Here is a 22,619-nt window from a genome sequence, read left to right as displayed (position 1 = left end):
GGTGGTGCAGGTGACCACGGTGGGCGAACCACCGGGGCCGGGCGTCAAGTGCGGGAAGCACAAGCTGGCCAACATCCTATCGCGCCAGAACCTCCTGAAGGAAGTGGCCTGTGTAAGACTGTGCAACTTGCGCAACTTCTTCTGGGGTGCCCTGCGCAACTACCGTACCGCCGCCATCGCCACCTTCGGGGCCCATATCAATAATCCAGTCTGCTGACTTGATGACGTCGAGGTTATGCTCGATGACGATGACAGAATTGCCCTTGTCTACCAGGGACTGGATGACCAGCAGCAGCTTGCGGATGTCCTCAAAGTGCAGGCCCGTGGTGGGCTCATCCAGGATGTAGATGGTGCGCCCGTTGGACCGCTTCTGAAGCTCAGAGGCCAGCTTCACGCGCTGCGCCTCGCCCCCGGACAGAGTGGTGGCGGACTGGCCCAGGCGCACGTACCCCAGGCCAACTTCGACGAGCGTGTTGAGGTAGCGGTGAATCGAGCCGATGGACTCGAAGAACTCCGCGGCCTCAGAAATCGGCATGTCCAACACCTCGGAGATGTTCTTCCCCTTATAGGTGACCTCCAGGGTCTCCCGGTTGTATCGCGCGCCCCCGCACACCTCGCAGGGGACGTACACGTCCGGCAGGAAGTTCATCTCAATCTTGATCGTCCCGTCGCCCTGGCAGGCTTCGCACCGCCCGCCCTTGATATTGAAGGAGAAGCGCCCGGCCTTATAGCCGCGGACCTTCGCCTCCGGGGTCTCCGCAAAGAGCTTGCGGATCTTATCGAACACACCCGTGTAGGTCGCCGGATTCGAGCGCGGGGTCCGTCCGATGGGCGACTGGTCTACCTGCACCAACTTGTCCAGATTGACCAGGCCTTCCACCCGGCGCACCCGTCCTGGAACCTGGCGCGCGCGGTTGAGCTCATTGGCCAACACCTTGGCCAGGATCTGGTTGACCAGGGTGGATTTCCCGGAACCGGACACGCCGGTCACGCAGGTCAGCACCCCAAGGGGGATGTTCACGGAGAGGTTTTTCAGATTGTTTTCCCGCGCCCCGACGACGCGCAGCATGGCGTCCGGGGAGATCTCCCGGCGGGTGTCCGGCACGCCAATGACCTTGCGGCCGGACAGGTAGGCGCCGGTGAGCGATTCTGGCACGTCCGCGATGCCCTCCGGGCTTCCCTGGTAGACCACTTCCCCGCCGTATTCGCCGGCCCGCGGGCCGACGTCGACGAGCCAGTCGGCCGCCCGGATGGTGTCCTCATCATGCTCGACCACGATCAGGGTGTTGCCCAGGTCTCGGAGGCGCTCGAGGGTGGCAATGAGGCGCTGGTTGTCGCGTTGATGCAGCCCGATGGAGGGTTCGTCAAGCACGTAGAGGACGCCGGCAAGGCCGGAGCCGATCTGGGTGGCCAGGCGGATGCGCTGGGCCTCGCCACCAGACAGGGTGCCCGCCGCCCGATCGAGGGTGAGATAGTTCAGCCCCACGTCCAGCAGGAACTTCAGCCGCGCCTGAATCTCCTTGAGCACAGCCCCCGCAATGATCTCCTCGCGGTGGCCGAGGGTGAGCCGGTTAAGGAATTCGGCGGCGTTGGCGATGGACAGGGCGGTGACCCCCGCGATCGAAAGCTCCTCCTGGCCCGCCTTGAGGCGCACGGCCAGGATCTCCGGGCGCAGGCGGGTGCCCTTGCAGGTCGGGCACGCGACCTGGCGGGTGTAGGCCAGCAGTCGGTCCTTTTGAGTCTCTGACTCCGCCTGGTCCATTTTGCGCCGCACATAGCCGGTCACGCCCTCGAAGGGGGCGGTCCACTGCCGCATTCGCCCGTAGCGGTTTTTGTACCGGACGGTGACTTCCTCCTTGCTGCCGTGCAGCAGCGCAGAGTATTGGCTGGAGCTCAGTGCGGACAGCGGGGCGTGAGAGTCGAAGCCGAGGGCGGCCCCGAGGGCGTCGATAAGCTTTTCAAAGTAGCGATGGTTGGGGCTGGTGTTCCACGGCTGGATGGAGTTGCGCACCGGGGCGTCGGGGTCCGGTATGAGCAGTTCTTCGTCGATTTCTAGCCGGGTGCCCAGGCCGTCACAATCCGGGCAGGCGCCGTACGGGCTGTTGAAGGAAAAGGCGCGCGGCTCGAGCTCCTCAATGTCGAGGGTGTGTCCGTTGGGGCAGGCAAGCTTTTCGGAGAAGCGTTGCGTATTTCCGGTGGAGACATAATCGATGACCACGACGCCATCGGCAAGCCCGAGGGCCGTTTCCACCGATTCCGTGAGCCGCTGTTTCTGGCTGAGTTTGACCTGGAGCCTATCAACCACCACGTCAATGTCGTGTTTAATCTGTTTTTTGAGCGTGGGCGGATCAGTCAGCGGATAGACCTGCCCGTCAACACGCACGCGGGCAAAACCCTGCGCGGCGAGGCGCTCAAACAGGTCCACAAACTCACCCTTGCGGGTACGCACAACGGGGGCCAGCACCTGGAACTTCTCCCCTTCCGTCCCAGATAAGACCTGGTCCACGATCTGTTGCGGGGTCTGGCGCTCAATGGGGGCGTCACATTGTGGGCAGTGGGCCGTGCCCGCGCGGGCGTAGAGCAGCCGCAGGTAGTCATAAACTTCCGTAATGGTGCCCACTGTGGAGCGCGGATTACGGTTGGTGGATTTCTGGTCGATGGATACCGCCGGGGACAGGCCCTCGATGAGATCCACATCGGGTTTATCCATTTGCCCGAGGAACATGCGAGCATAGCTGGAAAGGGATTCAATATAGCGGCGCTGGCCTTCGGCAAAAATGGTGTCAAAGGCGAGGGAGGACTTTCCGGATCCCGACAATCCGGTGAATACCACCATGGCATCGCGCGGGAGGTCAACATCAACTCCCTTGAGGTTATGCTCGCGCGCTCCGCGTACCACCAGTCGGTCTGCCACGACAGTCCCGTCCCTTCCTATGAATTAGTGTTGCCTTTAATCCGTGCGCGCCGGCCACGTTTGCCGCGCGCCACGCACCGCACATCCACTTCGAACATAGCAGCGACTCTGTGTGGAGCCGAAACGCCCCACCAGCAACGAACCGCTACCGTTGAGATTATGACAGCCGAGAATGTGACAGCCCTGACACTTGACCACCTGTCCGTGTCCGCCATGGACAATAACTGCTACCTGCTGTGCACCCAAGGTGAAGGATTGCTTATCGACGCCGCCGCCGACGCCCCCGCACTGCTCGAGCTCGCCGCCCGCAACGAGGTGACAATCACCAAGGTGGTGACCACCCACCGCCACACCGACCACACCGGCGCCCTTGCGGAGGTCCTGGAGGCGACAGGGGCCACCCACTACGCGCCTTTCCTCGACGCGCCGGCCCTGCCCGCCCCCGTCGACGTGGAGCTCAACCACGGGGACACCATCGAGTTTGGCGGCGTCGAGCTTCCCATCATCATCCTGCGCGGACACACCCCGGGCGGCGCGGCGATCGTCGCCGAGCTGGACGGCACCCCGCAGCTGTTTGTGGGCGACAGCCTGTTTCCCGGCGGGCTGGGCAAAACCACCTCCGAGGGGGACTTTGTGCGTCTGTTCAACGACGTGAAGGAGCGAATCTTTGATGTCTACCCGGACTCCAGTGTCGTCTGGCCCGGACACGGTGCGCCGACCACGCTCGGCGCGGAGCGTCCGCACCTCGACGTCTGGTGGCAGCGACGCTGGTAGTCTGTTCGTTTGATAGCACAATCCCTATTGTCAATCGTCAGGAGCGTGTAAAACATGATCCGCAAGCTGGCCCGCCCAATGTTGGCCTCCGTCTATATCGCCGACGGCGTTGACACTCTGGTCAACACCGATGAGCACCTCGACAGCGCCGAGGGCATTATCAAGCACACCCGCTCGGTGCTTCCCCGCAAGTACGCCCGCCAGATTCCGGATGATCCCAAGGTCGTCGCGCAGGCGCTCGGTGGAGTCAAGGTTGGTGCCGGTTCCCTGCTGGCGCTGGGCAAGCTCCCCCGCCTGTCCGCCACCGCCCTGGCGCTGAGCAGCGTGCCCACCATCATCGGCCGCTACGCCTTCTGGGAGACCCAGGAGCCGGAGGAAAAGCGTGCCCGCCGCTCCGGGTTCCTCACCAACGTCGCCCTGCTCGGCGGCCTGGGCATCACCGCGCTGGACAAGGAGGGCAAGCCCGGTCTGCTGTGGCGCGTCCAGTCTGCGCTGCCCAGCAAGTCTGAGACGGAGAAGTTCGCTGAGAACGCCAAGGGCTGGATCAGCGAGAACACCTCCAAGGCCCAGGAGTTCGTCGCCGACAACAAGGATGACTGGATCGAGTCCGCGCAGGACGGCGCCACCAAGGTCTCCTCCGTCATCGGCGACTACGCGCAGCGCGCGCAGGACTTTGTCTCCGATAACAAGGACGACTGGCTTGCCGCAGCGCAGGACAACGCCAAGACCGCCAAGAAGGGCGTGGTCAAGGCTGCTGCCAAGGCCCAAGAAAAGGCCGAAAGCGTCGCCGACGTGGACTCTAAGAAGGCCAAGAAGCTGCGCAAGCGCGCCGACAAGGCCTTGAGCAAGGCGCAGAAGAAGCTGAAGAACTTCGAGTTCTAGCATCCCTTCAGCACCACTCCCCCATCCGGCTTCGGGTGGGGGAGTTTTTCGCGCGCTCATCATTGCATTGCCCCGGCTGCGGGCAGGCGGACTAGACTGGACTGCCTGCCAAATTTTGCGCCTGACCCCCAGGCACCACCCGAGGAGGGAATTCGACTGTGACTTCGGATCGTCTCCACGATCGCGGACATGATGACGCTATCCACCACGAGCAAGCATATGTGGACATGCTCTTTTCTCGCCTTGATGCGGAGGTTGCCACGGCGCGGCGTCGTTTAGCGGATGTGTCCCGCAACCTGGATCCCGCTAATCCCAAGGCGGAAGCCCTGGTTCAGCGCGAGACGGAATACCACCAGCTCGGCGCCAAACTCGACCGCCTCAACCTGGCCCAGATTGGGCTGGTGTTCGGGCGCATCGATATTGCAGCCCCAGGCGACAATCCCGTGCCGGGCAACCCCGAGCTGGATCGCCGCTACATCGGCCGGATGGGCTTGGACGACCGTGCGGATTCCTACCGCACACTCCTGGTGGACTGGCGTGCCCCGATGGCCCGCCCGTTCTACCTGGCAACCACCGCGCACCCGGAGGGCGTGACCCTGCGCCGCCACATTCGCACCAACGGACGCATGGTTACTGACGTGTCTGATGAGCACGTCGGCGCGGCACCGGAGGATGCAGCTCAGCAGGAGGACTGGCTGGGCGTTGCCGGGGAGACCGCCTTGGTGGCGGCGCTCAATCAGCCGCGCACCGGCAGGATGGCCAGCATTGTTGAGACCATCCAGCGCGAACAAGATGAGATCATCCGCGATAACACCCGCGGGGTGATGGTCGTGGAAGGCGGCCCCGGCACAGGCAAGACCGCCGTGGCGCTCCACCGGGTGGCCTACCTGCTCTATACGTGGCGCGAACAGCTCGCCCGCACCGGCGTGCTCATTGTGGGCCCCAATTCCACCTTCCTGGACTACATCTCACACGTCCTGCCCGAGCTCGGCGAGACCGGCGTGGTGTTGTCCACCGTCTCCCAGCTCTACCCCGGCGTCGCCGCGCCCTTTGCCCCGACGCTGCGCGAGGATCCCCTCACCCGGGAGATCAAGGGTTCCGCGGAGATGGCTACCATCCTGGCCGAGGCGGTGCGCGATCGCCAGGAGCTGCCCGGCGCCCCACTGACGCTGCGCACCGGGTCGCTGAGCCTGACGGTTGATCAGGATATGGTCCGCCGGGCACGCACGCGGGCGCGCCGCTCCCGCCGACCCCACAATCAGGCGCGCGCCGTCTTCCGCGACGCGTTGCTGGACCTGCTGGCCGCACAGCTTGCAGAAACCATCGGCGCCGACCCGCTCGGCGGAAAGAACCTCCTGTCCGCGGCGGATGTGGACCAGCTTCATGATGACCTCGACGCAGAACCAGACGTTGATCTCATCGTCGAGGAGCTCTGGCCGGCCCTGACCCCTGAGCAGCTTGCCCAGGGTCTTTTCACGGACGCGCAGCGCATCGCCCGCGCCGCCCACGATTATGACGAGGAAACCCGGGCCGCGCTCCTGCGCCACCAGCCCGGCTGGGCGGACAGCGACGCCGCCCTGCTCGACGAGCTTGCTGAACTCCTCGGCCCGCTGCCACCCTCCGCGCGCCCAGACGCCGACGGCACGCCAAGCCCTGATGGCGCCGATGATGCCGCCGAGATCCTGGAGGCCCAGGAGACCCTGGACATCCTGGAAGGCTCCCAGGCCACCGACAATGACGATGACGCCTTCGACGCCGAATACCTCTCCGCCCACGACGTCATCGACGCCGCAGGCCTTGCCGCCCGCCAGGAAACGCGCGATGACCGCAGCACCGCCCAGCGGGCCCGCGCCGACCGCACCTGGGCTTACGGGCACGTTGTTGTGGATGAGGCCCAGGAGCTCTCCCCCATGGAGTGGCGCATGGTCTTTCGCCGCTGCCCCAACCGCTGGATGACCCTGGTCGGCGATCCCGCGCAGACGAGCGCCCCCGCGGGTGTGGACTCCTGGGAGGCGGCGCTTTCCCCCTTCGTGGGCTCGCGGCTGCGCACCCACCGCCTGACCATCAACTACCGCACCCCCGCCGAGGTCACCGCCTATGCCAATGACATTCTCGCGCGGATTGACCCGCAGGCCACGCCCGCGCAGGCGATCCGCGAGTCCGGCCACCCGGTGCGCACCCTCCCGGCCGGGGCGCCCGTGCCCACCCCCGCAGACGGGCGGCCGGTGACAGTGATCAATGCCGCAAACGTCGCCTCCATCAAGGGGCTGGAGTTTGATCATGTGCTTGTCGACGCCCCCGGGGACATCGTCAGCGCGTCCCCGCAGGGTCTCCAGGACCTCTACGTTGCGGTGACTCGCGCGACGCAGTCACTGACCATCCGGGGCTAAAACGCGCACAACCGCGGATCTTCTCTTGTGGCGCTGCTGGCGCCGAAGATCCGCGGTTGTTCCAGGAAGCCCTGGTGTGCGTGCGCTCGTGCTAGTTCACGGTGTGCACGATCATGACGTCGCAGTCGGACTGGCGTGCCACGTCGGCCGGCACGGAGCCCAGGAGGCGGCCGGTCAGGGAGTTGATGCCGCGGTTGCCCACGATGAGCAGGTCCGCGTCATTCTCATTGACAATCTCCATGAGGGCCTGGACCGGAGTGCCGCGCCGAATGGCGGTCTCCACGTCCGCAGCCCCGCATTGCTGCGCAAACTCGCTCGCCTTGTTCAGGTTCTCCTGAGCAGGATCATCACCGAGGATCGTCACAGAATCCTGGCGGAGGGTCTTGGACGCCTCCTCCTTGTTCTCGTAGTAGGCGCATCCGATGATCAGCTGCGCGCCGAAGGCGGCGGCCAGCTTGGCGGCACGCTCCACGGCAAGCATCGAGGACTTGGACCCATCCGTACCAACGACGATCTTCTTGTAGTAGTCGCTCATTGAACCTTCCTCACAGTCAGAAAAATACCGAGTCCAAGTCTATCAACGTTCGCTAGACGCGGCCCTCAGTATTGACGATCATCACATCCATAGTGGACTTGCGAGCTACGCCCGTGGGGATATTTCCAAAGATGCGCCCGGCCAAGCTGTGAATCCCGCGGTTGCCCAGCACCAGCAGTTCCGCCCCGGCTTCCTTAGCCGCAGAGCTCAATGCGGTGACCGGGGCTCCCTCGACCTTGACCACCTCCACGGTGCCGGCGCCTTCTTCCACGGCCGCCTGCTTTGCTTCCTCCAGGTAGCGGTCCGCGAGCGTATCGCTGACCACGGGGACCTGCACGGATTCCGTTCCGGGAGAGTTGAGCACGTCCCCGGAGGCCTCATAGTGGGCGCAGATCAGCACCAGCTTGGCCTCATAGACGCGGGCAAGGCTCGCTGCGTGACGCACGGCAATCAACGCAGTATCGGAGCCATCTGTTCCGGCGGCGATCGTGTTATAGGTGATCATGATTGTGGTGTCCTTGTCGTCTCTGAAGGGAAGAAAGGCTGCAGTACCGGCTTAGTCCCCGGGAACCTCCGGTACCCAGGGATTTTACATGCCTGTCTCTTTGATACCACGGAGTTCCTTGCGGAGATCCGCTATTTCATCGCGCAGCCGGCCGGCGAGTTCGAACTTCAACTCCCGTGCGGCGGCACCCATCTGCGCGGTGAGGTCGTCGATAAGCTTTTGTACCTGTTCAGCGGGCATGGCGGTGGTATCTGGGCGCTCCACCACGCGCACCGGATCGCCCGTCGCCGCGCCCTGGTCGTCTGCAGAATCGCGCTCATACACCTGGTCCAAGATGTCCGCGATCTTCTTGCGCAACGGCTGCGGATCAATGCCGTGCTCTGTGTTGTAGGCGATCTGCTTTTCGCGGCGCCGCTCCGTCTCCTCAATGGCGTAGCGCATGGAGTCCGTCACCGAATCCGCGTACATGATGACCTCACCGGAAACGTTGCGGGCCGCGCGGCCAATCGTCTGAATCAGCGAACGATCCGAGCGCAAGAAGCCTTCCTTATCCGCATCCAAAATGGCCACCAATGACACCTCGGGCAGGTCCAAGCCCTCGCGCAGCAGGTTGATGCCCACCAGCACGTCATATTCCCCAAGCCGCAGCTGGCGCAGCAATTCGACGCGCTGCAACGTATCGATGTCCGAATGCAAATAACGCACCCGGATGCCGTTGCCCAGGAAGTAATCCGTCAGGTCCTCGGCCATCTTCTTAGTCAGCGTGGTTACCAACACGCGTTCGTTGCGTTGGGCGCGGACCCGGATCTCTTCCATCAGGTCATCGATCTGCCCGGAGGTCGGGCGCACATCGATCTTGGGATCCACCAGGCCCGTGGGGCGGATGACCTGCTCCACAAACTCGCCGCCGGATGCGGCCAGCTCGAAGTCTCCCGGCGTTGCGGACATGTAGATGGTCTGCCCCACGCGATCCTCGAACTCGTCAAACGTCAGTGGCCGATTGTCCACCGCGGATGGCAGCCGAAATCCGAATTCCACCAGATTTCGTTTGCGCGACATATCGCCCTCATACATGCCGCCGATCTGTGGGACGGTGACGTGGGACTCGTCGATAATCGTGAGGAAGTCTTCGGGGAAATAGTCGATGAGCGTCGCTGGGGCTGAACCCGCGGCCCGGCCGTCAATGTGGCGCGAGTAGTTCTCAATACCGGAGCAAAAACCGACTTGCTCGATCATTTCCAGATCGTATTCCGTGCGCATGCGCAGGCGCTGGGCCTCCAGGAGTTTGCCGCGGTTTTCAAAGTCCGCCAGCCGGTGCGCCAGCTCCTCCTTGATATCCGCCACCGCCTTTTCCATCCGCTCCGGGCCGGCGACGTAGTGGGTGGCCGGGAAAATACGGATCTCCTCCACCTGCCGCAACACCTCCCCGGTCAGCGGGTGAATGTAGTACAGGGAGTCAATCTCATCGCCAAAGAATTCCACCCGCACCGCCACCTCTTCATAGGCGGGGATGATATCTACCGTGTCACCCTTCACCCTGAACGCCCCGCGCTGGAGGGCAACGTCATTGCGGTCATATTGGATATCTACCAGGAGGCGCAGGAATCTGTTTCTCTCCACCTCCTCACCCACCCGAAGCACCACGGAGCGATCCAAATAGGACTGCGGCGTGCCCAGGCCATAAATGCAGGACACGGAGGAAACCACAACCACGTCACGGCGGGACAGTAGCGCCGAGGTGGCGGAGTGCCGCAGCCGCTCCACGTCCTCGTTAATAGAGGAATCCTTTTCAATATAGGTATCCGTCTGCGCTATGTAGGCCTCCGGCTGGTAGTAGTCGTAGTAGCTGACAAAATACTCAACCGCGTTATTGGGCAACAGCTGGCGCAGCTCATTGGCCAGCTGTGCCGCAAGCGTCTTATTGGGCGCCATCACCAGGGTAGGACGCTGCTGGCGTTCAATTAGCCACGCTGCCGTGGCGGACTTGCCGGTGCCCGTCGCCCCCATGAGCACCACGTCGCGCTCCCCCGCCCGCAGCCGCCGATCCAGCTCCGCGATGGCGGCAGGCTGGTCGCCGGCGGGCTGGTAGTCCGAGATGACCTCAAAGCGCCCGTCGGTGCGTTCGACTTCGCCGACGGGACGGAACTCCGAATGGGACAGGACGGGATGCTCAGCAGCAAAAGCCATGCCCCCGATGCTACCCGTACTAATGTGCGACTTACAGTCGCCGCTACCCCTAGCTGCTGATGCGCTCTACAAGCTGGTCAACCTGCTCAGCCAGGGCGTCTACCGGGCCGTTATTGTCGATGATAAAGTCGGCCACCTCGCGGCGGCGCTCGTCGGAAACCTGGGCATCGATCCGGCGCCGCGCGTCATCCTCCCCCAGCCCCCGCAGCTCCACGAGGCGGCGCACCCGCTCTTCCGCATCCACGTCAACGACCACCACGTAGTCCATGTCCTCGTGGAGGCCCTTTTCCACCAGCAGCGGCATGTCATAGATCACCGTCTCATCGCCGGCATCGGCGAATTGCCGTGAGGTCTCCGCCTCAATCCACGGGTGAGTGATTGTGTTGAGCAGCTCGGTGTGTTCCGGGTCGGCGAACGCCCTGCGGGCCAGCTCGGTGCGGTCGAGCACATCGCCGTCGAGGATGTCTTGCCCGAAGGCCTGGGCAAGCTGGTCGAGCACCGGGCTGCCGGGGGCCACGATCTCGCGGGCCACCTGGTCGGCGTCGACGATACGAAAACCGTGAGAACGCAGAAGATCGGCAACGGTTGTCTTTCCGCTGCCGATCCCGCCAGTAAGTCCAATGATCATGGACCCCAGTCTAGGCGTCGACGGTGCTCTTTGCCGTCACCTCGATGATGGGCTGACCCGCAGCCACCTCGCCGGAGGCCACCGCCGTGACGGATGCAAACTTCTTGGTGTTGGACACCAGCACCGGGGTGATGGCCGGGAAGCCTGCCTGCGCGATCTTCTCTCGATCGAAGGTGATCAGCTTCTCGCCGGCGGACACCCGCTGCTTATTGGCCACATGAACCTCAAAGCCCTCGCCGTTCATGGTGACCGTGTCAATGCCAATGTGGATGAGCATGTCAATGCCGTTATCCAGGCGCAGACCCACCGCGTGACCGGACTTAGGAACCGCGATGATCTTGCCGTCTGCGGGAGCAACCACGGTATCCCCCGAAGGTTCGATGGCTACGCCCTGGCCGAGTGCCCCTGCCGCAAAGGCCGGGTCGGGGACGTCGGCAAGCGCCACGATGGTTCCCGCCATCGGCGCATCCACGGTGGTCACCGCACCAGCTTCGCGTGCCGACGCCGTCGCAGCCTCGTCCGCCGCACCGGCTGCGGGTGCGCTCGCCACAGCGGCCGGCTCGTGGACCTGCTCCTGTTCTGCGTGCGCAGCCTGATCCGCCGCGATGGCGGCGCGCATCTCCGTGCGCTCCTCCTTGGTGCGGTAATCCAGCGTGATGGTCAGCAGGAAGGAGGTGACAAAGGCCGCCGCAATGCCCAGGCAGTAGCCCAGCAGCGGATCCATGGCAAAGACCGTCAGCAGCGAGGTAAACACAAAGGCGTTGGCCTTGATGCTAAAGAAGCCCATGACAACACCACCGATGAGGCAGCCCGGCAGCAGCCGGTAGTAGGAGCGGCGGAAACGCAGCAGCACGCCGTAGAGAGACGGCTCGGAGATGCCGCCGAGCAGGCCGGCCATGGTCGCGCCGAAGGAGACCTGGCGCATCTGGCGGTTGCGCTCCTTGAGCGAGAGGATGAACACGCCGAAGATCACTCCGAAGCAGGCGAAGTTCCACGCGCCCATGGGCCCCTGGATGACGTCATAGCCCAACGTGCTGATGTTGACGATCATGATGGCGTTCAACGGCCAGTGCAGGCCCAGCGGCACCAGGAACGGGTACAGCAGCGGGACCACCACGGACAAAATGAACGGTGAGAGGTCATTGAGCCACGCCAAAAGGCCGGCGATGCCGTTACCGATATAAATGCCAAACGGGCCAACCACCAGTGCGGTCAACGGGATGAGGATAAGCAGGCACAGGAAGGGCACAAAGACCATGTGCACCGAGGCCGGGATGGTCTTCTTCAATCCCTTTTCCAGGAAATACAGCAGGATTGCCGCCAGGATGGGCGGGAAGACCTGTCCGCCATAATCCTGGATGTACATGGGCAGGCCAAAGAAGTCCACCACGAAGGTCGACTGGCCCTCCACCGCGGTGGCTACCTCGCGCGCGGAGTCCTTCATCCCCATAAACTCCGGGGTAAACAGCGCGGCCGGAATGGCCGCACCAATCCACTCATTGGCGCCGAGCTTCCGGGCGGCCGTGGCACCCACCATGATCGGCAGGAAGTAGAACACGGAGCGCCACATGGCGTGGGCAAATTGGAACTCCGGCGGCTGCTCATGCAGATCCATGCGGAAGTCCTGAATGTGGAAGGTATCCGCAAGGACCAGCAGCGTAATGATCAGCGAGGCGCCGAGCAGCGCCCACAGCACGGGGCGGAAGGTATCGGACAAGAACTCAAAGGCGTAGTCCACCCAGCCGAACCTGCCGCGGATGCCGCCGTATTCCTTCTTGGCGGGGGCGGCGGCCTTCTTTTCGCCGGCGGCGGCCATGCCCGGTTCGCGCATGATGCCGTTGTAGTATTCGGCAACCCCTCCGCCCATGATCACCTGGAGGCCCGTGGTGCCTTGCTTGACCACGCCCAACACGGCCGGGTCCGATTCGAGTTGCGGGACATCGACCTTCGACTGGTCGACGAGTTGGAAACGCAGGCGCGTGGCGCAGTGCGTGAGTGAGGCGACGTTGTCAGCACCACCGATGTGGTCGATGATGTGCTGAGACGTCGTTGTCGTCTGAGACGCCATAATGGAAGTCGTATACCTTTCAGAGTCAACGACACAGAACGTCTGATGAGTATACTGCCCGTATCCACAAAGAGCACACCAACTCCCACGCTAAACCACACCAACTCACACAAAACCACGCCTTCAATGACAGTGTTCTTTCCGTAAACCCCCACTCTCACAGAAAACACAACAAGGCGCAGACCACGCTGGGTGGTCTGCGCCTTGGGCGTTCCAGGTGGTGCTAGGGCACCACCGGTGAGCGCTTAGTTGCCGGCAAGCTTCTCGCGCAGCGCAGCGAGCTGCTCGTCGGAAGCCAGCGAACCGGTGTGCTCTTCAACCTCGGATGCCGGAGCTGCATCGGAGGTCTCGGAGGAGTAGTTGGTCGCGGCCTGCTCGGCGGCATCGGCAGCGGCGGCACGGTGCCGCTCGATCTGCGCGGTGTGCAGCTGGAAGCGACGCTCGGACTCCGCGTAGCGGGCCTCCCACTCTTCGCGCTGGGCGTCGAAGCCTTCGAGCCACTCGTTGGTCTCGGCGTCGAAGCCCTCGGGGAAGATGTAGTTGCCCTGCTCGTCGTAGGAGTCGGCCATGCCGTACTTCGAGGGGTCGAAGTCCTCGGAGTAGTCCTCATCAGCCTGCTTGAGCGACAGGGAGATGCGGCGACGATCCAGGTCGATGTCGATGACCTTGACCATGACCTCTTCGCCGACGGAGACAACCTGGTCCGGCACATCCACGTGGCGCTGGGCCAGCTCGGAGATGTGCACCAGGCCCTCGATGCCCTCGTCGACGCGGACGAAGGAGCCGAAGGGCACGAGCTTGGTGACCTTGCCGGGCACGATCTGGCCGACGGCGTGGGTACGGGCGAACACGCGCCACGGGTCTTCCTGGGTGGCCTTGAGCGACAGGGAGACGCGCTCGCGGTCGAGATCGACGTCAAGAACCTCGACGGTGACCTCATCGCCCACGGTGACAACCTCAGACGGGTGATCGATGTGCTTCCAGGACAGCTCAGAGACGTGCACCAGGCCGTCCACACCGCCCAGGTCGACGAAGGCGCCGAAGTTGACGATGGAGGAGACCACACCCTTGCGGACCTGGCCCTTCTGCAGCTGGTGCAGGAACTCGGAGCGGACCTCAGACTGGGTCTGCTCGAGCCACGCGCGGCGGGAGAGCACCACGTTGTTGCGGTGCTTGTCCAGCTCGATGATCTTCGCCTCGATCTCCTGGCCGATGTAGGGCTCCAGATCGCGGACGCGGCGCATCTCCACCAGGGAGGCCGGCAGGAAGCCACGCAGGCCGATGTCGAGGATGAGGCCGCCCTTGACAACCTCGATGACGGTACCGGTAACCGGCTCGTCCTTCTCCTTGAGCTCCTCGATGGCGCCCCACGCGCGCTCGTACTGCGCGCGCTTCTTGGACAGGATCAGGCGGCCTTCCTTGTCCTCCTTGGTGAGGACGAGGGCGTCGATCTGGTCGCCGATTTCGACGACCTCATCGGGATCAACATCGTGCTTGATGGACAGCTCGCGGGACGGGATGACGCCCTCGGTCTTGTATCCGATGTCAAGCAGGACCTCATCGTGATCGACCTTGACCACGGTGCCTTCGACGATATCGCCGTCATTGAAGTACTTGATGGTCTGGTCGACCGCGGCGAGGAAATCCTCAGCGGAGCCGATGTCATTGACGGCTACCTGAGGGACGTTGGAATTGGGCATATGTATTGGTGCTCCGGGGTTGAGATAGGATCTAGTAGACGGACAGAGGTGCGCGTCTCTCACGCAGATCCCCAGCACAGCGGCTAGATAGTGATGATCTGGTGATCCCGGCCGACAATCCGGGCCGCCCTCCTATCAAGGCAGGCCGAACTCGAACGTAGACACGCGGGCACAACCCTACCCCCGCATTCGAGCAGAATCAAGCGTAGGACACGCCGTGTTGCGCCTCGATTTTCGCACTACCGGACCGCACCCTGTCAGCACATCATCCGCTGATTCTTCCCTCAGGCAAAAGGACTCTCACCCCATGCACGCAGCATCCGCCGCGAATCAACTCTGGTGGGACGCTGACGCTGCGTCCTACCACCGCGCACACCCGGAGTACTTAGCATCGTTTTATTGGTGCCCCGAGATGCTTCACGAATCCACCGCCGGGCTCCTCGGGGACACCTCCGACGCCGTCATCGTCGAGGTGGGCTGCGGCTCCGCGCCGTGCACGCGCTGGCTGCAGGGCCGCGCTCGCCTGGCCATCGGGCTGGATATTTCCGCCGAAATGCTGGCCCACTGCCCGGACCCGACGGTGCCCCGGTTGCAGGCCGATGCCCTGGCGCTGCCCCTGGCCAGCGGGTGCGCCGATACGGTCTTTTCCGCCTTCGGCGCGTTTCCCTTCCTGCCGGACCTCAACCCGGCATTCGCTGAGGTCGCCCGCGTGTTGCGCCCCGGTGGGCGCTGCGTGTTTTCCGTGGCCCACCCCATGCGCTGGGTCTTTGCCGATGACCCCACCACCTTGCAGGTGGCGCACAGCTATTTCGAGCACGCCTACGAGGAATACGATGACGCCGGCACCCTGACCTACGCGGAGTACCACCACAGCTTCGGCGATTACATCCGCGCACTGCGCGGCAACGGGATGACGCTTATCGACGTCCTGGAGCCCACGTGGCCCGCGCAGCTGTCCACCACCTGGGGCCAGTGGTCACCGCAGCGGGGCGCAGTCATTCCCGGCACGGCCATCTTCATCGCCCAGAAGAGCGCGCAGCCCGGCGACTAGTGGCCCGCCGCGTCCCAGTTGGGGCCCACCCCCACAGACACTTCGAGGGGCACCCGCAGGGTGATCGCGGAATCCATCTCCTCCACGACTAACTGGCGGATGGTCTCCTGCTCTCCCGGCGCAACCTCGACGACGAGTTCATCGTGAACCTGGAGCAGCACCCGAGAGGCCACGCCCTCGTCGCGCAACCGCCGGTGCACCCGCAGCATGGCGATCTTGATGATGTCCGCTGCCGTTCCCTGAATCGGGGCATTGAGTGCCGCGCGTTCCGCGTTTTCGCGCGCCACGCGGTTGGTAGAGGTCAGCTCGGGCAGGTAGCGGCGGCGGCCAAAAAGCGTTGCCGTGTAGCCATCGCGGCGCGCCTGCTCGACCACCGTGTCCAGGTAGTTTTTCACCCCGCCGAAGCGCTCAAAATAGGCGGCCATGATATCTTTGGCCTCCCCCGCGGGGATGCCCAATTGCTGGGACAACCCGTAGGCGGACAGGCCATACACCAGCCCGTAGGACATGGCCTTGACCCGGCGGCGCAATTCCGGAGTCACGCCGTCGATGGGCACATCAAAAACCTGGGAACCGACAAAGTCATGCAGGTCTTCGCCGCGCTGATAAGCGGTAATCAGGCCCGGATCCTGGGAAAGGTGGGCCATGACTCGCATTTCAATTTGGGAGTAATCCGCGGTCAGGAGGGTCTCAAAATCCTGGCCCACCACAAAGGCGGAGCGAATGGTGCGCCCGGCAGCGGTGCGCACCGGAATGTTCTGCAAATTCGGGTCCGTCGAGGACAAACGCCCGGTGGAGGCCACGGTCTGATTGAAGGTGGTGTGAATCCTCCCGTCCGGCTCGATGGCCTTGATCAGGCCCTCCAGGGTTGAGGCAAGCTTCTGGTATTGGCGGTAGGCCAGCAGGTGTTCCAGGAAGGGGTGCGGGTGTTTGACCGCCAGTTGTTCAATTTCCTTCGCCGCCGTGGAGTAGCCCGTCTTTGTTTTCTTTGTCTTGGGCAACCCGAGGTGTTCAAAAAGCACCGTTTGCAATTGCTTGGGCGAGGAGACGTTGAGGGTGGGGTCATCAGCTAAGTCCCGGGCCGCCTGTTCCTGGGTGGCCACCTCATCGTTGAAGCTGTCTAGCTGGCGTTCCAGCACGCTGTGATCCACGGCGATGCCGGTGGCCTCCATCTGCGCCAGGACGCTGACGAGGGGCAGTTCGAGGTCGGAATAGAGCTCGTAGATGCCCAACTCGAGGAGCTGCTGCGTCAGGGATTCCGCAAGCCGGACAATGGCCGCCGCCTGGGAAATCGGGTCCTCGTCCACGGCCTGGGCGAGATGGCGCTGGCAGACCTCGGCAAGCTCATAGGTGCGCTGGCCGGGGCGCAGCAGGTAGGCGGCGATGAGCGTGTCGTGGCTCAATCCGACCAGCTCCAAGCCGCGCTCGCGCAGAAACGCGATCAGCTTCTTGCCGCCGTGCGCGATCACCTGGGACGGGCCGGCCAGCCACTGCGCAACGATCTTTTCCTCCGCGGCATCCAGCTCACCGAGGTTGACCACCAGGCCCTCATGATCGGTAGAGACAAACGCCAGCGTCTCCTGCCCGTCGCAGTAGACCGCGGCGGCCTCGCAGTCGGTGAGCCAGGAGACATCGGTGACCACGGAGACGTCGATAAGCGCTTCAGTCGTCGGCGCGGCTTCCCCTGTGGTGGGCACGACCGCGAGCACCCGCTCGCGCAAGCCTGTGCCGAATTGCAGCTCATCGAACTTCTCCGCCACCGCGGCAGGATCCACACTACGACGGGCCAGATCCTCCGGCCCCACGGGCAGGTCAAGGTCCGTGATCATCTGCGTCAGCTGGCGGTTCAGGCGCACCTGATCGATGCGCTCGCGCAGGGACTCCCCCACCTTGCCCTTCACGTCCTCGGCGTGGTCCAGCAGCTCATCGAGGCTGCCGAACTGCACAATCCACTTGGTGGCGGTTTTCGGGCCCACCTTCGGGATTCCGGGCAAGTTGTCCGAGGGATCCCCACGCAGGGCGGCAAAATCCGGGTACTGCTCGGGGGTCAGCCCATACTTTTCCTCCACCATCTCAGGGGTATAGCGCACCATGGTGGACACGCCCTTGACCGGATAGAGCACCGTGGTGTGGTCATTGACCAGCTGGAAATAGTCCCGATCCCCGGTGACCAGCAGGTTATTCATCGTCGAGCGGGTGGCCAGGGTGGCGATGATGTCATCGGCCTCCACGTTGTCCTTGGTCAAGGTGGTAATGCCCAGCAGCTCCAGGACCTCCTGAATGATGCCCACCTGGCCGCGAAACTCCTCCGGGGCGGCATCGCGCTGCGCCTTGTACTCCGGGAAGATCTCCGTGCGGAAGGTCTTGCGGCCCACGTCAAAGGCAACCGCCACGTGCGTGGGCTGCTCGTCGCGCAGGATGCCCGACAACATCTGCAAAAACCCATACACGGCGTTGGTGTGCTGGCCCCCTGCGGTAGAGAACTTCTCCGCAGGTAGGGCATAAAAGGCGCGGAAAGCCATCGAATGGCCGTCGATCAGCAGGAGCGTGTCCGTGGAATTCGACGCGGACACGGCAGAATCATCAGGGGTCTCAGGCATGCCCACGAGTCTATGTCAGGCGCCTGGGTGCCGGTGCCCACCGCCGGATTTACCCTCCGGCGTCCCGGTGGGCTAGACTATCCCCCGGCCGTTACGGCACCCGCAGGGTCCTCAACGGTGAACGCCCCCGTAGCCCAATTGGCAGAGGCAACGGATTCAAAACCCGTTCAGTGTGAGTTCGAGTCTCACCGGGGGCACCACTAAACCGCCAGGTCACAGGGGTGTCGGCGGCAGCGGGGGCGAAGGGGAATCCAGCGGCGGTAAACACACAGTAGACACCAGTTCGTCCATGACCCGTGCCGCCTGTCCAAGATCCCGCTCCCGCACGTGCGCGTACACCCCCAGGGTCATCGTCGGGGTCGCGTGGCCCACCTGCGCCTGAATAACCGGCAGCGGCACCCCCTCACCGATCATCGTGGTGATGGCAAAATGGCGCAGATCATGGATCCGCAGCTCAGGGCGCCCCAAACGGATCTTCGCCGGGTCGAAGACGTGCTCATGGAAGGTCTGGTTCCACAGCCGCTTTCCGCGCCGACTCACAAACACCCGCTCCTGTGCCGCCCTGCCCGCACACAGCGGGCGCATATCGGCCACCACTCGCCGCGGCAGCGCCACCGTGCGCGCAGCCCGCGTCTTGGTGGTCCCGCCGGAATCCGTCTGCCACACCCGAGCCCGTCCCGCGCTGAAGTCCACATCGCCGATGCGTAACGACGTCGCCTCCCCGTAGCGCCACCCCACATAGGCAAAGGAGCGCACCAGCCCCTCATACGGCGCGCACTCCCGCGCCAGGGCCTCCACCTCCCGCGGGTCCAGCACCACGGGCTCGCGGCGCCGCGGCTGGGCCACCTCCACCCCGGCGGCAGGGTTGTTTTCCAAGCACCCCTGGGAGGCTGCCTTTTTAAATATTTGACTTAAAAGGGATTTAGCTTTGCGCAGAGCGCTGGGCGCACAGCCTGCTTTCAGCTGGGCATCGACCCACTGCTGCAGCTGCGACTGCCGGATATCACCTACCCATTCATCGGCCCACACCGGTTTCACATGGTTCTTCCACACGCTCTGGTAATCGACCAACGAGGTCTTTTTCATCCGCCCCAATTCCACCTTGCGCTGAGCCTCCTCGAACCACCAGGAGTAGACCTCCCCGACGGTCAACCCGCGCAGCAACGTGGCCGCCCCGCTGCCGCGCAACGCCCGGGCCGCCTCGTCCGCGGCATAGCGCTGAGCATCAGCCTTCCTAGAAAACGCCTTAGTGCGCAGGCCCACCGGTGCGGGATAGACCACACACGCACGCCAGCGCTTTCCTACCCCATAGCGCGCCGTATGCCCGCCACCGCGGCTGCGCACCCACAGATCATCAACCCAAAAACTCCCAGGCTGCCTATGCCGCGCCACAACGCCTCCCCACGGATCGCGCGCGGAGCCCGGCCAGTGGCGTGGGGCCACCCCAACCGCGTCGACGGTGTGCTCCGGACGGGCACCGTGTACCCACGCGTGCACGAGCAAACGAGAAGACGGCACCGCCTAGGTCGCGGCCGGGAACAAAAACGTGATGCGTTGACTTTGTCATCATCCCAGTGTGCGCAACCGCGGGGTACCGCGCAGCTCGCCCCTCCCCCTTCGGGGGTATGAGGCGGTGCTGGGGGCGTTGTTTAGGTGCCCTATTATAAGTCCTGGTTCTCGGCACATTTTCCCGGTAGGTCATTCTGTAAGGGCCCACCAACACGTCCGCTGATAAGAGTCTATTCGCAAGTTTTGAAAGCTTTCTATCGCGTTTGTACAAGCAACCAGGGATATTCCTGCACGGCATAGTACCATCTCCCATGGTGCTGCACCGAAGCTACATTTCAGTATTAGGGGTAGATTTGTGGACCATTTTTTACAGCGTGTTTATCGCTTACCATATTTTTTCTTTCAGTATAGACTGCCTGCGAGACCGGAAGGGCACCTTCGAAGCAACGCACCCGCCCGGGAGTGCTGGTCCGCCAGGAAACCGTCACAGTGACTCAGTTGACGCGAGGAAGCGTAGATCCCCAAGCGGCGCCTTCGTGCACATAACACACCGAGCGCAGACCCTTGCAGCCCAAGAGGTACCCCCGTAGACTTGGCCCACATCTTCATTGACCATTTCGATCCGTACGAGCCAACTTACAGGGAGAAACCTATGACTCCGCGTCGCCTTTCCACCGCCACTGCTGCCCTCGCTGCCGCCGCCAGCCTCGCCGCCACCGCAGCCGGTGCCGTCGCTGTCGCCCAGACCGCCCAGCCCTCCGGGGACGTTGCGGCCACCGCCGCCACTGCCACCAGCGCCTCACAGGTTGAAGAGCACGTCTTCTCCGGATCTTCCACGTCGAAGGACGCCTTTGAGGCCTGGTTCGCCGGCGGAGAGTTTGTCAAGCCCACCGCTGAAACGCGTGACCTCACCGAGCTGCGCGTCAACGAGTATGAGACCGCGCATGCCGGCGACACCATCTACAAGGATGAGCTTGGTCACTTCTGGATCAAGCAGCACGCCGTGGTGAAGTAGCAACTCACCACACCCCCGCGGGCCCAGCGGGGCCCCGATACTCCTATACTCCGGCCCACCAGGCCAGGGCTCCCCTGACCACCACCGCTCCGGCCCCCGCGACGGCCAGGGTCAGCGCGGCGCGATGGGCTACCGCGTGGGTGATCCTTCCTGCCACGGCACGCCCGGCGGCGATACCGGCCACCATCCCCACAGCAGCCGCGGGCCATAGCCACAGGCTGACATCCGCCAGGCTGCCTGCGCCGCCGACGGTCTTGACCACCACGGAGAGCAGCCCGGAGACCATAAATATCGGCTGGAGCGTGGCCGCATACATCACATGAGGCCAGCGGGCGGCCTGGGCGTAGACAGTAATGGCTGGCCCGGCCACGCCAGCCAGGGTGTTCATGAAGCCGCCGATTGCCCCGGCGCACAGGGCTGGGACGGGCCCGCGCGGGGTGGGCACGAGCCGCGCGCCCCAGGTGACCAAACCTAGGGCAGCAAGGACTGCCAGGCCCACGAGTACCTGCAGGAGGGCCGGGTTGGCCGATCTGACCAGCCACGCCCCCGGGATTGCCCCCACGATGAGCATGGAAGCGATGAGCCCGAATCGCTTCCAGGAGACTTCCCGGCGCGCACCCCAGGTCAGGATGATGGCGTTGACGCAGGCGATGACGTTGATGACCAGGATTCCGGTCGCGGGTCCGAGTACCAGGCTGACGATGGGCCCGCCGACTATGCCCATGCCCATGCCGGAGGCGCGTTGCGAGCATGCGCCGAGGGCGACGGCCCCGGCGATGATGAGGATGGTCAGCGCCGTCACTTAGCGGGTTTCCTGCCGTTTGGCTTTCATCGCCGCGATGACGTGGGCGGGAAGCAGTCCGCTGAGGTCTCCGCCGTAGCGGTCGACTTCCTTGCACAGGGTGGATGAGACGTAGCCGTATTTTTCGTTGGTGGGCAGGAAGAAGGTGTCCACGCCGGAGAGTCGGCGGTTCATTTGTGCCATGGGCAGTTCGTAGTCATAGTCCAGCGAGGAGCGCAGGCCTTTGACCAGGGCGGTGATGCGGTGGGCGCTGGTGTAGTCGACGAGGAGCCCGCCCCAGGAGTCGACCACCACGTTGGGCAGGTGGTCGATGCTGTCGTGGATGAGTTCCACGCGCTCGGGCACGGTGAATAGTCCGGTGTTTTTGTTGGGGTTGGCGGTGACCAGCACGGTGACTTGATCAAAGTGGGCGGCTGCGCGTTCGATGACGTCGACGTGGCCCATGGTGATCGGGTCGAAGGATCCGGGGCATACGACCTTCATTGTTCTGCCTCTTCGGGGGTGTAGACGGCCATGTCCATGCGGGCGATGCCGTAGGTTCGTTTCTTGAGTTTCTGGGTGGTGGGTACCAGGGTGTCGGGCCAGTCGGTGGGCGCGGAGTCTTTGTGGCGCTCGATGACCACGACGGCCCCGGGGCGCAGGGTGGGGATGAGTGCGCGCACCATCTCTGCGATGGCGGTGTCATCGAGGTCGTAGGGAGGGTCGGCAAGCACCATGTCAAAGTGATTGTGCGGCGCGCGGGCGACGTAGGTGGAGGCGACGGCTTCTTCGATGGTCACGCCGGGAAGGCCGACGGTGTGCGCATTGTGGCGGATGATTGCGGTGGCGGCGCGGGCGGCGTCGACAAGCACAACGGATTGTGCTCCGCGGGAGAGTGCTTCGAGTCCCAGGGCCCCGGATCCTGCGAAGAGGTCGAGGACGGTGCGTCCTCCGAAGCCGAAGCGGACTTGGAGGGAGGAGAAGAGGCCTTCCTTGGCGCGGTCGGAGGTGGGGCGGGTTCCTTCCGGTGGGACTTTGAGCTTGCGGCCACGGGCGTGGCCGGAGATGATGCGTGCCATG

The 22,619-nt window shown here is 63.8% G+C and carries 17 protein-coding genes and 1 tRNA gene; 6 read left to right on the top strand and 12 right to left on the bottom strand.

Annotation, left to right across the window (positions count from 1 at the left end; translation table 11 throughout):
- Positions 1 to 76: 76 nt before the first annotated feature.
- Positions 77 to 2,914, bottom strand: a complete 2,838-nt coding sequence (uvrA, locus tag LH390_RS05295; RefSeq protein ID WP_227282282.1) for an excinuclease ABC subunit UvrA — start codon at positions 2,912 to 2,914, stop codon at positions 77 to 79.
- 159 nt (positions 2,915 to 3,073) lie between these two features.
- Between uvrA and LH390_RS05290 the strand changes: the two genes are divergently transcribed.
- From LH390_RS05290 to LH390_RS05280, 3 genes are all read left to right on the top strand, one after another.
- Positions 3,074 to 3,688, top strand: a complete 615-nt coding sequence (locus LH390_RS05290) for an MBL fold metallo-hydrolase (RefSeq protein WP_227282283.1) — start codon at positions 3,074 to 3,076, stop codon at positions 3,686 to 3,688.
- A 54-nt stretch (positions 3,689 to 3,742) separates the two neighbouring features.
- Positions 3,743 to 4,570: a DoxX family protein gene (locus LH390_RS05285; RefSeq protein ID WP_227282284.1), complete on the top strand. Its 828-nt coding sequence runs from the start codon at positions 3,743 to 3,745 to the stop codon at positions 4,568 to 4,570.
- Between the two features lie 158 nt (positions 4,571 to 4,728).
- Positions 4,729 to 6,960, top strand: coding sequence for a HelD family protein (locus tag LH390_RS05280; RefSeq protein WP_487249688.1), 2,232 nt, complete (start codon positions 4,729 to 4,731; stop codon positions 6,958 to 6,960).
- Between the two features lie 91 nt (positions 6,961 to 7,051).
- Here the strand turns inward: LH390_RS05280 and LH390_RS05275 are convergent, their stop codons facing one another.
- From LH390_RS05275 to rpsA, 6 genes are all read right to left on the bottom strand, one after another.
- A complete protein-coding gene (locus LH390_RS05275) occupies positions 7,052 to 7,495 on the bottom strand; it encodes a universal stress protein (protein WP_227282285.1) in 444 nt (147 codons plus the stop codon).
- A 52-nt stretch (positions 7,496 to 7,547) separates the two neighbouring features.
- Entirely contained in the window at positions 7,548 to 8,000 is a 453-nt protein-coding gene (locus LH390_RS05270) for a universal stress protein (RefSeq protein ID WP_227324397.1), read from the bottom strand.
- A gap of 84 nt (positions 8,001 to 8,084) precedes the next feature.
- The gene (gene uvrB / locus LH390_RS05265; RefSeq protein WP_227282287.1) at positions 8,085 to 10,187 is read right to left on the bottom strand and encodes an excinuclease ABC subunit UvrB; all 2,103 of its coding nucleotides are present in this window, start codon (positions 10,185 to 10,187) and stop codon (positions 8,085 to 8,087) included.
- Positions 10,188 to 10,236: 49 nt separating this feature from the next.
- Complete coding sequence (gene coaE / locus LH390_RS05260; protein ID WP_227282288.1) at positions 10,237 to 10,815, bottom strand: dephospho-CoA kinase; 579 nt, start codon at positions 10,813 to 10,815, stop codon at positions 10,237 to 10,239.
- A 10-nt stretch (positions 10,816 to 10,825) separates the two neighbouring features.
- On the bottom strand, positions 10,826 to 12,883 hold the full coding sequence (locus LH390_RS05255) for a glucose PTS transporter subunit IIA (protein ID WP_227337398.1): 2,058 nt from the start codon (positions 12,881 to 12,883) through the stop codon (positions 10,826 to 10,828).
- Positions 12,884 to 13,128: 245 nt separating this feature from the next.
- On the bottom strand, positions 13,129 to 14,583 hold the full coding sequence (rpsA, locus tag LH390_RS05250; protein ID WP_227282290.1) for a 30S ribosomal protein S1: 1,455 nt from the start codon (positions 14,581 to 14,583) through the stop codon (positions 13,129 to 13,131).
- A gap of 307 nt (positions 14,584 to 14,890) precedes the next feature.
- On the opposite strand from rpsA, the gene LH390_RS05245 reads away from it, so the two are divergent.
- Positions 14,891 to 15,634 (top strand): class I SAM-dependent methyltransferase, encoded by a 744-nt coding sequence (locus LH390_RS05245; RefSeq protein WP_227282291.1) that lies wholly within the window; start codon positions 14,891 to 14,893, stop codon positions 15,632 to 15,634.
- Here LH390_RS05245 and polA read toward each other — a convergent pair.
- Positions 15,631 to 18,234 carry a DNA polymerase I gene (gene polA, locus LH390_RS05240; RefSeq protein ID WP_227324396.1) on the bottom strand — a complete coding sequence of 868 codons (2,604 nt, stop codon included), beginning with the start codon at positions 18,232 to 18,234 and terminating at the stop codon, positions 15,631 to 15,633. The two genes, LH390_RS05245 and polA, sit on opposite strands and share 4 nt — an antisense overlap.
- A gap of 123 nt (positions 18,235 to 18,357) precedes the next feature.
- Here polA and LH390_RS05235 point away from each other — a divergent pair.
- Positions 18,358 to 18,434: transfer RNA gene (locus LH390_RS05235), tRNA-Leu, on the top strand.
- A gap of 13 nt (positions 18,435 to 18,447) precedes the next feature.
- Here the strand turns inward: LH390_RS05235 and LH390_RS05230 are convergent.
- Complete coding sequence (locus tag LH390_RS05230; RefSeq protein WP_227282293.1) at positions 18,448 to 19,515, bottom strand: tyrosine-type recombinase/integrase; 1,068 nt, start codon at positions 19,513 to 19,515, stop codon at positions 18,448 to 18,450.
- Positions 19,516 to 20,395: 880 nt separating this feature from the next.
- On the opposite strand from LH390_RS05230, the gene LH390_RS05225 reads away from it, so the two are divergent.
- Positions 20,396 to 20,758 (top strand): hypothetical protein, encoded by a 363-nt coding sequence (locus tag LH390_RS05225; protein ID WP_227282294.1) that lies wholly within the window; start codon positions 20,396 to 20,398, stop codon positions 20,756 to 20,758.
- A gap of 43 nt (positions 20,759 to 20,801) precedes the next feature.
- On the opposite strand, the gene LH390_RS05220 is transcribed toward LH390_RS05225, so the two are convergent.
- The 3 genes from LH390_RS05220 to rsmD are packed head-to-tail and all read right to left on the bottom strand — an operon-like array spanning position 20,802 to position 22,618.
- Positions 20,802 to 21,560 (bottom strand): sulfite exporter TauE/SafE family protein, encoded by a 759-nt coding sequence (locus LH390_RS05220; RefSeq protein WP_227282295.1) that lies wholly within the window; start codon positions 21,558 to 21,560, stop codon positions 20,802 to 20,804.
- A complete protein-coding gene (coaD, locus tag LH390_RS05215; RefSeq protein ID WP_227282296.1) occupies positions 21,561 to 22,043 on the bottom strand; it encodes a pantetheine-phosphate adenylyltransferase in 483 nt (160 codons plus the stop codon). It abuts the gene before it with no gap.
- A complete protein-coding gene (rsmD, locus tag LH390_RS05210) occupies positions 22,040 to 22,618 on the bottom strand; it encodes a 16S rRNA (guanine(966)-N(2))-methyltransferase RsmD (protein ID WP_227337397.1) in 579 nt (192 codons plus the stop codon). Before rsmD ends, coaD begins: the two co-directional genes overlap by 4 nt.
- Position 22,619: the final 1 nt, after the last annotated feature.

The organism is Corynebacterium uberis, assembly GCF_020616335.1.
Lineage (GTDB): Bacteria > Actinomycetota > Actinomycetes > Mycobacteriales > Mycobacteriaceae > Corynebacterium > Corynebacterium uberis.
The sequence above is the reverse complement of the archived record's forward strand: the minus strand, read 5'-3'. Positions and strand labels throughout refer to the sequence as shown.

Coding starts and splice junctions, on each gene's coding strand:
- LH390_RS05255 (WP_227337398.1), bottom strand. CDS start 12,883: ATGGCGTCTCAGACGACAACGACGTCTCAGCACATCATCGACCACATC.
- rsmD (WP_227337397.1), bottom strand. CDS start 22,618: ATGGCACGCATCATCTCCGGCCACGCCCGTGGCCGCAAGCTCAAAGTC.
- LH390_RS05270 (WP_227324397.1), bottom strand. CDS start 8,000: ATGATCACCTATAACACGATCGCCGCCGGAACAGATGGCTCCGATACT.
- polA (WP_227324396.1), bottom strand. CDS start 18,234: ATGCCTGAGACCCCTGATGATTCTGCCGTGTCCGCGTCGAATTCCACG.
- coaD (WP_227282296.1), bottom strand. CDS start 22,043: ATGAAGGTCGTATGCCCCGGATCCTTCGACCCGATCACCATGGGCCAC.
- rpsA (WP_227282290.1), bottom strand. CDS start 14,583: ATGCCCAATTCCAACGTCCCTCAGGTAGCCGTCAATGACATCGGCTCC.
- LH390_RS05275 (WP_227282285.1), bottom strand. CDS start 7,495: ATGAGCGACTACTACAAGAAGATCGTCGTTGGTACGGATGGGTCCAAG.
- coaE (WP_227282288.1), bottom strand. CDS start 10,815: ATGATCATTGGACTTACTGGCGGGATCGGCAGCGGAAAGACAACCGTT.
- LH390_RS05290 (WP_227282283.1), top strand. CDS start 3,074: ATGACAGCCGAGAATGTGACAGCCCTGACACTTGACCACCTGTCCGTG.
- LH390_RS05285 (WP_227282284.1), top strand. CDS start 3,743: ATGATCCGCAAGCTGGCCCGCCCAATGTTGGCCTCCGTCTATATCGCC.
- LH390_RS05225 (WP_227282294.1), top strand. CDS start 20,396: ATGACTCCGCGTCGCCTTTCCACCGCCACTGCTGCCCTCGCTGCCGCC.
- LH390_RS05245 (WP_227282291.1), top strand. CDS start 14,891: ATGCACGCAGCATCCGCCGCGAATCAACTCTGGTGGGACGCTGACGCT.
- uvrB (WP_227282287.1), bottom strand. CDS start 10,187: ATGGCTTTTGCTGCTGAGCATCCCGTCCTGTCCCATTCGGAGTTCCGT.